This is a genomic window from Streptomyces sp. NPDC001904 (assembly GCF_040297005.1).
In the GTDB taxonomy this organism is placed as follows: domain Bacteria; phylum Actinomycetota; class Actinomycetes; order Streptomycetales; family Streptomycetaceae; genus Streptomyces.
The window spans coordinates 58736-71573 of the sequence record NZ_JBEOYI010000033.1; the positions used below are offsets into that span (position 1 = coordinate 58736).

Below are 12838 nucleotides of genomic sequence, written 5' to 3' on the forward strand. Positions count from 1 at the left end.
GGTCATCAACGCGCTGAACTGGCCTTTTTGTTGCTACGGCACCCAGCGACTGAAGACACGGATCAGCTACCGATGGCACGCCGCGCTGTAGGGGCCGAGGGCCGTGGTCGACGCCTCCGAGGAGACTGGCGGCCAGGTGGATGCGCATGCGGACGCGAGAGCGCCTCTCTGAGTGGTGAGGCACGGATGCACGGCAACACCGGCCCTGCGTGCTCCCGGAGCATCCTCAGCGGCTCGTAGATGACTCCAGGCGGTCGATGCCCCCCGCTGGCAGGACGCATCTCTGTTGCCTGCGCGAGGCCCACACGAAGTGCATCCGTGCTGTGACCGATCATTTCGAGCGCAGTTACCTGTTTGTCCCCCCCTGATGCTTACCGTCACTGGCCGGCCAGTCATAGGGAGCGGTACTCGATCCGCGGCAGGGTGGCCGCGCAGTGCCAGACCAGCGAAGGCAGTCGCAACACTGTCCTGGCTGGAGTCGACAGCCGTGGACCCCACGGCATGCAACTGGATCCGAGCCTGATCTATCGGATGGCGAACCAAGGCACTGCATTCGTCCCGGCCCTCAGCGTCTTCGGCTTCGAAGCCGACCGGAGCCGGGCCGCCGAACCGAGCGCCCGCCGAGACGTGCGGCTGGCCGGACGGTCCCTGCGGGCCAGCCGCCGGAAGCGGTGCTGGGCGCGGCCTCCTGGTCGGCCCGCACAGACCTCGGCCGGCCTGGCCTGGTAGACGGAGCCCCCGCCGCCCTGGTCGTCTACGACACCGACCCCACACCCGACGCTTCCACCCTGCCCCCAATCCCATCATCCCCCGCGGCGAGTCATAGCCTGAAGATCAAGCGTCAATCCACAGCTCTTGTCAATGACTAAAGGGTGTTGCATAAGGCGGTGTTCGGGCAGGTCGGGGCCCGTGAGGACAGGACTCTGGTCATGATGTGAGGGCCAGGTTGTGCATCTGGGCGACGGCCTGGACGGCGTGGTGGAGGCCGTTGCCGTGCTGTCGGCAGTCGCGGAGGATCTTGTAGTTCTTCATCCGGCCGATCACGTGCTCGCCCCGGGCGCGGACCGTGCGGTGGGCCGCGTTGTCGTTCTCTTCGCCCGGCAGCAGCTTGCGTCGAGTGCCTTTTGCGGTGCGGGGTGACCATGCCGCAGTTCAGGTAGGCGCCGTCCGCCAGGACGGTCACGCCCCGGCAGTGCTCGTCCAGGCCGGAGGCTTGCCAGGCGTGTGCGTCCGCGGTGGTGCCCGGCACCGGCCGGGCGGCAGCGATCACCAGGCGGGTGTTGGCGTCCACGATGACCTGCACGTTCGCCGAGAACCGGTAGTTGCGGCTGGAGGTGCCGACGTGGCGGTCACGGACCGGGATCAGGGTGCCGTCCACGATCCACAGCTGGTCCGCCGCGTCGGCCGGGCGGGGCACCGGCTCCAGCGCGAGCAGCGGGCCCAGCTTCTGGATGACCCGGCACACGGTCGAGGAGGAGGTGCCGAACAGCGGGCCGAGCTGCCGCATGGTGAGGTTCGTGTGGTAGTACAGGGCCACCACCAGGACCCGTTCGGTCAGGGGCAGGCTCCACGGCTGGCCCCGCAGGGTGCCGTTGCCGCCTCGGTCCCGGACCGTCTTCAGCAGCCGCCCGAACTGCTCCAACGACAGCCCCGTGAACGTCTCCACCCACACACGTTCAGCCCTCAACACCCCAGCTATACACCGGAGATGCTCAGATCACGGCCTGTGCAACACCCTTTAAGGGCTGTCCCGCAAATGGCGAGGGTGGCCGTGGATGAGACGATGTTGGTGCGACAGGGTGGACGCCGGCTTGGTCGTGGACGAGCCCTGGAGCCTGTTCCACAGCCCCTTGGTGAGGGTCCAGGATGCTGGAGGAGGTATGAGGGATGGGTGTTGATGTGCTGCTGATGCAGGTGGTGCAGCGAGGAACGAGTCCCAAGAAGCGGCGACTGACCACCATGGACTTCGTCCAGGACAGGGCGGACCTTTTCTCCGTTCTGTGCGCGAATAGCAGTCTGCCGATGCTCGCCCGCGTGGACCCGTACCGCACCCGAATCCTTACGTCGGCAGACATGCCCCAGTTCCTCTCCGAGATCGATGCCACCTGTGACCTCGTGACAGGGCAGGGAGAGCGGGACGTCCTGGAGCAGATCCGCGGGCTGGCCGAGCGTTGCGCTGAAGCCGCGACCCTTGAACTCCACCTGGAAGGCGACTGAGATTTGTCTTTCGCTTGTCGCGTCAGGGTGAGGCGATTGCGGGACACCCCATAGGCCGGCTGCCGTGGGTGCCAATGGTGCTGCTGTGCGGCGCGTTTGTTGCACTGGTAATGGCGTTCATGGCTGGCTGACTAGGGCCTGTCCGGGCGATCTCTGAGCCGAGGTGTGCCTACCCTGCGAATCTCGCTGTCGAAGGGCTTGCCCAGTGAGGTAGAAGGGCGGAATGGACACCGCAGAACTTCAGCGGACGCTGAACGAGCCCATCGAAGCCCTCGTCGTGCACCACGGATACACCACCTACATGCGCGACTACGAGCTCGTCATCAACGTGTGGGACGGCCCTCAGAACCCGTCAACCTACCTGCGATATCTCTTCCGGTACTGCGTTGAGGCCCGATGCGAGACGTTCCTGTCCACGGAGACCTGGCGGACTTCCTTGGACGCCCGGCTCCTCGACAGCGAAACCGCCATCGACCTCGACGGTTACGTCTGGGGCGCGAACCAACACGAGCTGTACGGAGCCGAGCTTCGTCTCAAGTCGGAGGCTGCCCTCCGCTGGTCGAAGGCTGTCGGGATCGACTTCCATGAGGTTCACATCGAGACCAACGCTCACGATCTGACCTTGCTCTTCTCGGACCTTGAGGTGAGCGAGGTGCCGGTTGGATATGCACCCTTCGTCGCGGACCGAGAGCCAGGAGTCGTGTCACCTTGTGACGGGCGTGGGTCCGGGGCGTTGATGTAGACATGGGTCGGGTGATCTGAGCGATGCCGAGTGGGAACGGCTACGACCGTTCCTGCCAGTCAGCAATAGGCGTTGTGGCAGGTGGCGAGACCACCGGCAGGTGATCGACGGGATTCTGCACCGGGTCCGGACCGGGATGCAGTGGCGTGACCTGCCCGAACGGTTCGGGCCGTGGAAGACCGTCTACGAACGGCACCGCCTGTGGTCGGCGGACGAGACGTGGGAGCGGCTGCTCCAGCAGGTCCAGGCCTCCGCAGGTGCGGCGGGTGAGATCGACTGGGACATCGCGGTCGACTCCACGATCGTGCTGGCGCATCAGCACACGCCCGGCGCCCGCACCGACCAGCCGCCGGCACCCGGGCGCGCCTCCTGCTCGAATGCGCGGTCCTCGCGGCGGTGCCGGTCCTCGCGAGCGTCGAGCTCTCTGCGTAGAAGCTCGGCGCCGCGTTGCGCGAATAGAACGGAAACGAGGGTGACCGCACCACCTACGACGGCCGCTCCCAACGTCACAAGGGCTGATAACACAGCTCCCCCAGACTCTGCGCTTTAGACGACCTATCCGAAGCACGCGGAAACTTCTGAGGCCCTTGATGGTTGACTCGACCGCATGGGTATCCTCTCGGCGTCCTGCGTGATCACCATGCTGCCTCGTTGGTTGCACCAGCATGACCGACATCGACGGACTCCCTCTCTCGGATGCGCCGCTCCCTCCACTGCTGCCCCTGTTGTCTCTTGAGGAAGCGCAGGCGGCGTTGTCTGTCCTGGCCGCGGTGGTCAACGGAGATGAGCCGGACTTTCAAACGGCGCGCTGGCTGCTGGCTAACCTGGCCGCTCGAGTGCCGTCCCGCGAGTAGCTGTGCGTCTGGTCGCGTGCGGCCAGGGTTCGTTGCCTCTACGTCTACGTATTCGGATCTGGACGGTGATCCTCCGACGAGGCAGACTTACCAGAAGACCCGGAGAAACAGCTAAGAATCTGACGGAAGGCCTCATGCGGATCGTCATCGAAGGAGCGACCGAAGAGTTCGCGGAGAAGCTGGTCGCGCTGGCGGCCTCGTTCGATGCCGAACTAGCTGTTGAACCTGTAAGCACCGGATGGACGGTAGAGCGAGCCGGCCGCTATCTCCGGTCGCTGACAGCCGGAGCCCGACGGTTTGCCGAGATGGTCGTCATCGACGGTGACGGATACATGGACGCCGACCAGTTGCGTGCCACGATCGGTAGGCTCAACGGACCGACGGTCGCACTGTCACGAGCAGTCCCCCGCGGTGTGAAATTGGGCTGGTGGCCCGAAGGCACTCCTGCTCCCATCACCCCGGTGTGGGACGCGGACAACCCGAGCTGGCACAAGAACATCGCCTACGAGATGAGTCGTGACAATGTAGGCGTCTTCCGTGAGGCCTTGGCGACCATGAAGGCTGCACCGCTCAGGTCGTAAGAGGCGATGGGCTGACGACCGCTGAGATTCGGAGCGGACGGTGGACGCATCCGTCCGCCATTAACCTCTGCTCGAGGTACATCTGGCCGCTTCCCGCGCCACTCCCCCATCGGCCAGCCATCGCCAGTCCGGACTCCTTCGCGATGATCGGGTGCCAGGCATCCTGTTTCAGGAACGGTCCGGCTGAGAATGCGCGCAGGCCCGGCCAGAAGGCGGCCGGGCCTGCAGTTTTCACGATGTGTCAGATATGGCGTCGCGTGAGTGAGTTCAGCTGGTGGAAGTCGCTCGCTCGCGACGTCGCTCTGCCCGCTTCGCCAGCTCGTCCATCATCGCGAAGAACTGAACGTCGTCCATCTTCCGGTCCAGGAAGAGAGCAGCGTCGAGTCCGTTGTTATACGGAAACTTCTTCAGACCTGGGGGCTGCTCACTTGCGGCATGCCGTGGCTCCGGAACGCCCTCTGGGGAGGATGCCTGAGTCGGCTCCTGAGGAGACTCGACGTCAGAGATCTGGCCGGCGGCCTCCGGTGTGCCGGCCTCCACTGAATCGTCAGCCGCTCCAACTTCTGCATGTTGAGTGTGCTGCTCCGTCGTGGGGGGCGTTGGCTGGACCGCGGGGGGCGACTGGCTGACCACCACTCCCCCACCGGCGGGCGTCGACTCCGGTTCGGGCTTTACCGCGGTAAAGCTCTCAGAGCTGGTCGGCTGCGTGTGTCGTGGTTCGCGCCTGTCTTCCTTCTCGACGTCGCGTGCGACGAGTCGGCTCTCCCAAGCGGTTGCCTGTGCCTCCACTGGCAGCTTGGCGAGCGCTCGGGTCTCACGCACTGGGAGCACACCGGAGCTGACAAGTTCCTGCAGTTCGGGTGCGAGCTTGAGCAGGTACAGCTGCTGGGTGACCCAGCCGGCTGACTTGCCGTAGTGCTCGGCGACCTTCGCCTTGCCGCCGAGCTGGTCGACCATGGTCTGGATGCCGATAGCCTGCTCGACCGGATCGAGGTCTTCGCGGTCGTTGTTCTCAGACAGGACTGCGTCGAGGAATGTCGCTCGAGACGCGGCGATGGTGTCGTCGACGATGACCTCGAGGGTCTCCAGACCCGTCGCGCGCGAAGCTCGGTAGCGACGCTCTCCGTTGGCAATGACGTAGCGGTGGGTGCCGACAGCGTCCGCTTCGCCCTCCCACAGCTTCAGGTACGCCTCGCGAGTAACGGCGACCGCGGGCTGCAGCTGCTTCGTCTTCAGCTTTTGCCCGAACTCGGCGAGGTCCGCGTCCGAGCCGAAGTTGCGGCGCGGATTGAACGCGGTCGGCACTAGCTGCTCGAGGGGCAGGGTCCGCAGCCGTGAGTCGGGGGCCCCTGTGGTGGGAACGCCCGTGGCCTGGGCCACCGCCTGACGGCGGGCACTGACCGAGGTCGTCTGTGCGCCGCCGAACCGGCCGGCACCCAGCTTGTCCTTCTTGGTCACGCGACCTCCCTGGCCAGGGCACGCATGCTGACCGCGATCCGGCTCTTGGGTGCGTAGGACAGCAGAGGGCTCTTCGTCCGCACGGCTTCCCGCTGTTCCTTGCGTTCCCCGATGATGCCGACGACCCGGGGATCCTTTATGTCCATCCAGCCCTCGAGTGAGGATGTGGCGATGTAGCCGCGGCGCGGGTCGTAGAGGTTGACGACGAGACCGAGGTACTCGATGTCGAGCGCCATGTCACCGCGGAGGTCTTCGATCTGGTTGGTGAGCAGGTCGTAGGCGTCGGCGGAGCTGTCCTCTGCCTGGACGACGACGAGGACACCGGACTGCCCGGGAAGTTCGTTCTCGCGTCGGCGTCCGTAGTAGGCGGCGGCATCCATGCTCAGGCCGAGGCTCGGCGGGCAGTCGACGACGATGACGTCGTAGTCGGCTTCCAGCGGGGCCAGGGCGCGTTCCAGCGCGGCCTCGCGGGCCCGGACGCTGGACAGGCGTACGTCGAGGAGGAAAGCGTCGGTGCAGGCGGGCAGAAGGTGGAGCCGGTCCCCGAATCGCTCTCCGTCGATCTGCACGATGAGATCGCGGAGTTCGCCCTTGGGATTGCCGCCCATGTGGTTGGTGAGGCTGTCGCCGTCGATCGGCAGCGGGGACGCGCCGAGCTGGGTGGTGAGGTGGTTTTGCGGGTCGAAGTCGACCATGAGGACGCGCAGTCCGAGGCCGGGGAGGTTCTCGACGCCGAGCGGGTCGTCGGTGTCGCCTTCCGCAGCGAGCTGCTTGGCGATCTGCACGGGGTGCAGGGCGTCGGGGTCCTCAGCGAGTGCTTCGCTGAGGCCGGCCGTGATGGCGGTCTTGCCGACGCCGCCCTTCTGGTTGCAGACGATGATGCGGCGGGTGATGGCCGGGCGGGCGACGCCTGGTGCCGGGTGGGTGTCGAGCCACAACTTCACGGCTTGGGCCAGGCCCTGGGTGAGCGAGACGCTGCGCGTTTTGGCAGCGGTCTTGAAGTCGGCCCATTGGCCGGGCGGGAGGAATGTGGCGAAGGAGTCGGCGCCTGAGGTGTCGACGGTCTCCGGTGCGGAGGCGAGTGCCGTCCAGGCGCTGAGCCCTTGTTCGACGGCGGCCTGAATCTCGAGGCCGTGCTGGGCAGTTCGGACTTTGAGTTGCTGCCGGAGCCATCCCGGCAGCTTGGAGACAACCTTCTCGCGGTCGCCTGAGGTGGCTGGAGAACTCATGGACGACACCTTACTAACGTTCCGCCATAGATCTTGCACCGACACGTTAGTTAAGCACCCGTTTGGCTTTACCGCGGTAAAGCCGCAGCAGTTGATCAGCCCAGGACGTCTCCGGTGCTGGTGGGCCAGCCGGATACCGAAGGCGTGGTTCTCGCCGCACAATTCAGTGGCCGTGCGCTGTGCCGGCCCAGGCTGCTGTCGGGTGTCACCGCGACAGGTCCCGTCCACGGAGAAGGGGTCGGGGCTCTTTTTGCTTTTGGCGCACTCGCAAAACCTCAGAGACTGGCCCCCACTCCCCCGCTGCCCTTGCGTCCTTCGGCCAGATGCTCTGACGCCTGACCACCTCGTTCCGGTCGCAGCCGAACAGATGCAGCGAGGGTGTTCCGCCTCCCTGTCCGTGACGTGGTCCGCTGGCCCTACGGCCTCACCCCGTGCCCTGCAGAGAAACCGTGCTGGCCCCGTACTCATGAATTGGCAGACCATCTGTCATCGCACCACCGGCCACTACGGTGTCGTGATGACCGAACTCGAGATCGTCGCGCGGGTCCAGAGCAATGCCGGGCACGCTGTTGAGCGGCTGGTGTGCCACCCACGGCTTCCCCTGTTCGCCTGTTTGGATTCGGTGCGCCCCGCAGTCGGCATCTGGGCGTGCGACAGCGGGACACTCCGCCAGCTGGGCTCGATGGGCACTGACTCGGCCGTCTACAGCGAGGCTCTCGGGTGGGAGCGTTCTCAACGGACGCCCGCCGTGGCATGGCACCCTCACGAGGCAGAGCTGATGGTGGCCGGCGAGGGCACGTTGACGCGGTGGCAGCCATCGGGCCTGACCCGTCTCGATAGCTCGATCTCCGCGGTTCACTACAACGACCTGGCGTTCAGCCCAGACGGTCGGACCCTGTGGGCCTCGCCCTCATCAGGTGATGATGACGCATGGGAACGCTCTGATGTCCTCGACCTCGGCACGGGTACCGTCACCGTCGGGCCACGCTGGGACACAGGGATCACTGAGCATCCCGGCGGCAGCTTGGTGGCCACTCTCGCCAGCGATCAAGGGGCCACCCTCGGGCTCTTCGCCCGAGCCAGCGCCGACACCACGCCAGCCGTGATGCGCCTACGAAGCCACGCGCTGATCTTGGACTGTGACGGGTACGAGGCTCCAATCTTCAGTCCTGATGGACGCCACCTCGCGATCCGAGGCAACGCCTACGGGAACTCGCTGGACGTCTTCGAGTTCCCGTCCCTTTGTCGTGTCTTCTCCACGTCTCTCGGCGAACCGAGCCCGGGCTACCCGTATCCGGAAGAGTGGCTCCGTCAGATGCGCGCCTGGTCACGTCACAACATCGCCTTCGGTACTCGGCACGGCGTGCTCTGGATCGGCACCCCAGCCGGAGCCCTTGTCCAGGTCGATATCAAGGCGCTGGCCGCTCAGGAGCACAACGTGCTGGCAGGCGCACCAGTGTCCGCACTCGGACGCACAGCGACGGACGAGCTCGTCATGGCCAGCAGCACGGGCGAGCTTGTGCTGCTGGCCATGGGCACCGTTCCTGTCTCGGTTGACGACGGCGAGAAGACAACGCCGACGCCTCGGGAGGCAGTCGCGGACTTCTTGGATGCGACGACGGAGCTTCCCGACGATGCCGACCTGGACACCGATCTGGTGCTCACCGACGGGAGCACCACATGGAACTCCGAGGATCTCGCAGCGATCAACACGGCATCCGTAACCGATCCGACCTGGCTGCAGATTCGAGCAGCCATGGGGGAGTGACAGCAAGGTTCGGCGGGGCAGGCCGCTGTTCTTTACCGCGGTAAAGAACACTGCTGAGCAGATGGCCAGGGTTCGTCGGCCAGCGCGGGTGCTGCTTCTTTACCGCGGTAAAGAAGCAGCAGAACCCGCAGCGTGGAAGCAGAGCGAGTGCGTCGAGGGCAAGACTGGTAGTTGGCTCAAGCGCTGCTGAGCCAACACGGTGCACCACTGAGTGACCGGTGATCCACGCGGCCCATCGAGGTGCGTGAGTCTTTTCCAACCTGAGGTCGAGGCGCCGTAGAGGACGAAGCAGGTCTCCACGAGGCCGTTTGGTGGCCCGCACTGAGGATGGGTCCCTCGTTCAAGAAGCCCGGATTGCCTGATCGATCTCCGCGCCGGTGCGAGCCACAACGACGGGCCACTCGTCCCTGAGAGCGGCAGGCAGAAGGGCACGGTCCGCATCCCGCTGGATCACGGTCGGTCCGCCCGGGACGACGAGCATGGCACCCAGCCGGCGAAGCAGGACGGCCAGGAGCTCCATGATTCCGCCGCCTCCGAAGCGGTTGAAGGTGATGGTGTCCGGGCTGGAGAAGAACACACCCGCCTCCTCCCGTTCTGCCGTACGGACCTGCAGGAAGTTCGTCCGGGGGTCCCGTGCCACCACGTAGGGGTCGAGGGCCTCGTGCGCGGCACTCATGTCCAGCGGCGTCAGCTCACCGTTCCCGAACCGGCACACGAAGATGTCGAAACTCATGGGCCTCTTCTATCCTCAAGTCGAGGCGTGGTGAAGTGGGACGACTGCCTACCTCAGCACCTCCCAGGGGCTTCACCATGCTGTCAGCCCAACCGGCCATCACGGCAGCCAGGTTAGAAAACGCTCTTTGTTGCCGGGGCACCAGCGGATTGGGCCAGCCCGCCAGAGGCCAGGGGTCCGAGAGGACGAGGTACAGCGCTCCTGTCGCCGATGTTCGGCAGGCAGGTCCATCCTCTTCTGTGCGCCGGTCGGTGACGACTGCGGAGGGGGATCCTTGCTGCCTTGCCGACGCGCGTCGGGTAGTACACGCGGCGCAGATGCTCTGTACGACGAGAACGCGTAGTGCGGTCGACCTCACCGCTGAGCTTTCGGGATCGAACCGTCGCACGGGCGCAGCCCGTGAAGTGATCTTCGGTGTAAGCAGGCAGTCCAGGGCCTGCGAAGCGCCGCGACTGCCGATCGGCTCAGCGTCTGGTCCCGCTGTTCTTTACCGCGGTAAAGAACAGCCCACTCTGGGCTCTGCTCGAAGCGTCGACGACTCAGTTGCTCCATCGCCGCATCAAGTTCGGTTGCTGGAGCGAGACCCGTGCAGGCAAAAGATCCACAGCCTGCATGGGCGCTTCAGCCTCCTGGGCAATGTTCCTCCCGGCGCGGTCTGCCGACGAGGTGATCATCTCCTTGCCGCCAGGCCAGCAGCTGATCGCCTTGGTCGGCTCCGTCGCCAGCGGATCACGCGGGTCGTTGCCACCTGTGCCTGAGGCTGAGGACTCGCACTCGGTGCGAGGTAAGAGCTGTCGACGACCGGGCGTCCCCGAGAGGCTGGGCTCGTGTGGAGCGAACCGTGGAGATCTCGGATCGTGAGGGCAGCGAGGCGGAGTGGTAGCTGACCATGACTCTGCCGGCTTGTTGTTCTTTACCGCGGTAAAGAACAACAAGCCGGCAGAGCACTGCGGGTGCCGTTCTGGGTGGTGCCCCGACCGGCAAAGCTCTCTTGATCAGTCCGCCGAGCCCGGCTGCGGTGTCTTGAGGGACGGCTTGTCGCTGGCTGAAGGCTGCGGGTCTCAGGCGTCGATGAGTACCCAGGTGCGACCGGCTCGGAGCCATAGCGTTCCGTCGCGGCCTTGGCCGCACTTCATGACCACCCGCCCGGGAACCCGCACTCGCTCCTGGCTGGTGACGACGCATACGTCGCCGATCAGCTCCGCACGGGTCACGGTAGTGCTGCGCTTGTAGTGGTCGCGGTTGGTCAGAACCACCCGCGTGCCGCGTACCGCGAGTCCGTCCGGGGCCTTTACCGGGCTGCGGTAGCTCACGACTGCGCCGGTGGAGGGTGTGATCCGGGTGAGGAAGGTTCCTTTGGGGCTGTACCAGACCAGCCAGACCGACTCGCCTTCTGTGGCGGCCGTGCAACCCTGCAGTGGCCAGTCGGGAAGTCTCCCCTTCGGCGCCCACGTGGCGACGCCCCGGGTGTTCCAGCCCGCCAGGCCGGCCCCGGACTCCGGGTGGTTGCCGTAGATGCCCTCGTCACCGTAGGCGGTCCAGATGTCCCCGCTGCGGTCGGTGACGAGGGCCGGGATGTCGTCACCGATGCAGAAGGCACCCTCTGGCCGGCCCTCGGGGGAGTACACGACGGCGTTCTTCCACCAGTCCCCCTCCGTGTCCTTGTGGGTACGGCCCGAGGCCAGCAGGAACCGGGCGCCTGGCAGCAGAGCCAGGTGGCTGGGCCGCATGTCGATCCCTTCGACCAGGATTCGCCGCAGTTCCTGCCCGGAGACGATGACCAACTCTGCGTCGAACGGCATCTCGGCACGCCATCCGATCCACCCGCGGGGGTACTTGTCGCGGCTCAGATGGCGTCGTTGGACCAGCATCACGGCGAGTTCACCGGCCGGTCCCACGGTCCACCACAGGGCACGCCACCCCGCCTGAACGTCCTCGGGGGACAGCCTCCACGCGACGGGCAACTCGTCGATCAGCATGGGGATTCACCCTCTGGGACTGCGGAGACCAACGCCACCGAATTTCGCCACGTTACAGGTCGGGGCAGTTCACTCCCGGCAAAGCGAAGACCGGCCCTTTGCGGCGCCCTGGCTCCCATCCTGCGGTCGCCTTGAGCTCTGTCGGTGACATCGGCGGCTCAGCTCGAGGCTGGCCCGCATCCACCGTCATCCCTGCGAGGGCGGGGCCTTTCGCCCCCTGGGAGTTACCCGAAGCTGAGCTCGACGTCCTTGGCCACGCAGAACCGCAGGACGGCGCTCAACTGCCGGATGTCGTCGGTGCGCCGTGGGAGGACCGGGTCGCTGTCGTGAGTCTGCCGCTGGTCGAAAGTCGCTTCTAGCCGCAGCAACATGACCGCGCATTGATCGGGCGTCAGGTCGGGCCGTCGATGTCTGCATGGTTGAGCACACGCTCCAAAGTGGTGGTGACCCTGCACCACTGGCGCTTTGCGCCGAACCAGTTCATCTCGGCGAGAGCGAACACCTCGGCCCGGGCCAACCACCTCCTGAACAAGCCGAAGCCGGTGGATGACCAGGAAAAGTCCCAACTGGCCACGTCATCGCGGACTGGGAAGAGCATGAGTTCCACCTCGTCCCCTGCTAACTCACCCCAGGGCTTGGAGGCAGGCGCATGATGGCGTCATGACCCAGAACTCATCGAACCCCATCGTCGAAGCGGGCTGGCAGAAGGTACGTGACGACGGGCGCGTTCATACCGAGCTACTGGATGCCGCTTACGCCGAGCCACGCCTGCGGCAGCTCTTCCCCTGGACGGGAATGGGGGAGCTTCATTTCAGCCGTTGCACCGAGAAGCGGTGGACCTGGGACATCCCCTACATCGCGCCCGGCACCGAAGGAACCTACTGGGCCCTCGGGCCACTGCGATCCGAGTGGGTAGGACAGGTAGCCACAGTGCAGGAAGCCATCGCCCTGGTGATCGACCGTCTGCCGCCGAATTGCGGTCCTGCCTTCGTGGGCACCCCTGAAGAGCTCGCCGCGCACGAAGCAGCGAGGTTGGGTCTTCTCCCGGGGTCGTCGGCGTAAGGAAGAGAGTGGGCAACTGAATTGATCTCCGGATGGGTGGTGTGATCACGGCGTCGGAGCTGGCTACCAGAACGATGCTGCGCGGTGGAGCGGGGGAGAGGCGGCAAGCTTCGTCCGAGCGGGGGGGGGGGGGTGGGAGAGCCGCGGCGGGAAAGAACGCCCCCCCCGCCACACCCCGGCGGGGGCAGGGGGGTGGGGGGCGGGCGCCGCGCGCC

12 protein-coding genes and 2 pseudogenes are annotated in these 12838 nt (G+C 65.8%); 7 read left to right on the forward strand and 7 right to left on the reverse strand.

The genetic code is table 11. From position 1 onward, the window contains the following. Positions 1 to 927 precede the first annotated feature (927 nt). Positions 928 to 1699: pseudogene (locus tag ABT127_RS34855) on the reverse strand (transposase family protein). 188 nt (positions 1700 to 1887) lie between these two features. Between ABT127_RS34855 and ABT127_RS34860 the strand changes: the two are divergent. The 5 genes and pseudogenes from ABT127_RS34860 (at position 1888) to ABT127_RS34880 (ending at position 4394) form a co-directional block, all read left to right on the forward strand. Then, positions 1888 to 2217, forward strand: coding sequence for a hypothetical protein (locus tag ABT127_RS34860; RefSeq protein ID WP_351459123.1), 330 nt, complete (start codon positions 1888 to 1890; stop codon positions 2215 to 2217). Between the two features lie 223 nt (positions 2218 to 2440). Next, the gene (locus ABT127_RS34865; RefSeq protein WP_351459125.1) at positions 2441 to 2959 is read left to right on the forward strand and encodes a YxiG-like protein; all 519 of its coding nucleotides are present in this window, start codon (positions 2441 to 2443) and stop codon (positions 2957 to 2959) included. Between the two features lie 16 nt (positions 2960 to 2975). After that, positions 2976 to 3317, forward strand: a pseudogene (locus ABT127_RS34870) (IS5 family transposase); the annotation flags it as partial. Between the two features lie 307 nt (positions 3318 to 3624). Beyond that, entirely contained in the window at positions 3625 to 3813 is a 189-nt protein-coding gene (locus ABT127_RS34875; protein WP_351459128.1) for a hypothetical protein, read from the forward strand. A 134-nt stretch (positions 3814 to 3947) separates the two neighbouring features. Further along, positions 3948 to 4394: a hypothetical protein gene (locus ABT127_RS34880; RefSeq protein WP_351459131.1), complete on the forward strand. Its 447-nt coding sequence runs from the start codon at positions 3948 to 3950 to the stop codon at positions 4392 to 4394. Positions 4395 to 4661: 267 nt separating this feature from the next. Here ABT127_RS34880 and ABT127_RS34885 read toward each other — a convergent pair whose 3' ends face one another. Together ABT127_RS34885 and ABT127_RS34890 are read right to left on the reverse strand one after the other, a co-directional pair. Next, complete coding sequence (locus ABT127_RS34885; RefSeq protein ID WP_351459134.1) at positions 4662 to 5852, reverse strand: ParB/RepB/Spo0J family partition protein; 1191 nt, start codon at positions 5850 to 5852, stop codon at positions 4662 to 4664. Continuing rightward, complete coding sequence (locus ABT127_RS34890; RefSeq protein ID WP_351459137.1) at positions 5849 to 7081, reverse strand: ParA family protein; 1233 nt, start codon at positions 7079 to 7081, stop codon at positions 5849 to 5851. The genes ABT127_RS34885 and ABT127_RS34890 overlap by 4 nt, the downstream gene beginning before the upstream one ends. Positions 7082 to 7598: 517 nt before the next feature. Between ABT127_RS34890 and ABT127_RS34895 the strand changes: the two genes are divergently transcribed. Beyond that, positions 7599 to 8849 carry a TolB family protein gene (locus tag ABT127_RS34895; RefSeq protein WP_351459140.1) on the forward strand — a complete coding sequence of 417 codons (1251 nt, stop codon included), beginning with the start codon at positions 7599 to 7601 and terminating at the stop codon, positions 8847 to 8849. 340 nt (positions 8850 to 9189) lie between these two features. Here ABT127_RS34895 and ABT127_RS34900 read toward each other — a convergent pair whose 3' ends face one another. From ABT127_RS34900 to ABT127_RS34915, 4 genes are all read right to left on the reverse strand, one after another. After that, entirely contained in the window at positions 9190 to 9582 is a 393-nt protein-coding gene (locus ABT127_RS34900; protein WP_351459142.1) for a hypothetical protein, read from the reverse strand. A gap of 1061 nt (positions 9583 to 10643) precedes the next feature. Next, positions 10644 to 11561 carry a hypothetical protein gene (locus tag ABT127_RS34905; RefSeq protein ID WP_351459144.1) on the reverse strand — a complete coding sequence of 306 codons (918 nt, stop codon included), beginning with the start codon at positions 11559 to 11561 and terminating at the stop codon, positions 10644 to 10646. 224 nt (positions 11562 to 11785) lie between these two features. Beyond that, positions 11786 to 11932, reverse strand: coding sequence for a hypothetical protein (locus ABT127_RS34910; protein ID WP_351459146.1), 147 nt, complete (start codon positions 11930 to 11932; stop codon positions 11786 to 11788). A gap of 20 nt (positions 11933 to 11952) precedes the next feature. Beyond that, the gene (locus ABT127_RS34915; protein ID WP_351459148.1) at positions 11953 to 12159 is read right to left on the reverse strand and encodes a hypothetical protein; all 207 of its coding nucleotides are present in this window, start codon (positions 12157 to 12159) and stop codon (positions 11953 to 11955) included. A 62-nt stretch (positions 12160 to 12221) separates the two neighbouring features. Between ABT127_RS34915 and ABT127_RS34920 the strand changes: the two genes are divergently transcribed. Beyond that, on the forward strand, positions 12222 to 12623 hold the full coding sequence (locus ABT127_RS34920; protein WP_351459151.1) for a DUF6193 family natural product biosynthesis protein: 402 nt from the start codon (positions 12222 to 12224) through the stop codon (positions 12621 to 12623). The last annotated feature ends 215 nt before the right edge of the window (positions 12624 to 12838 follow it).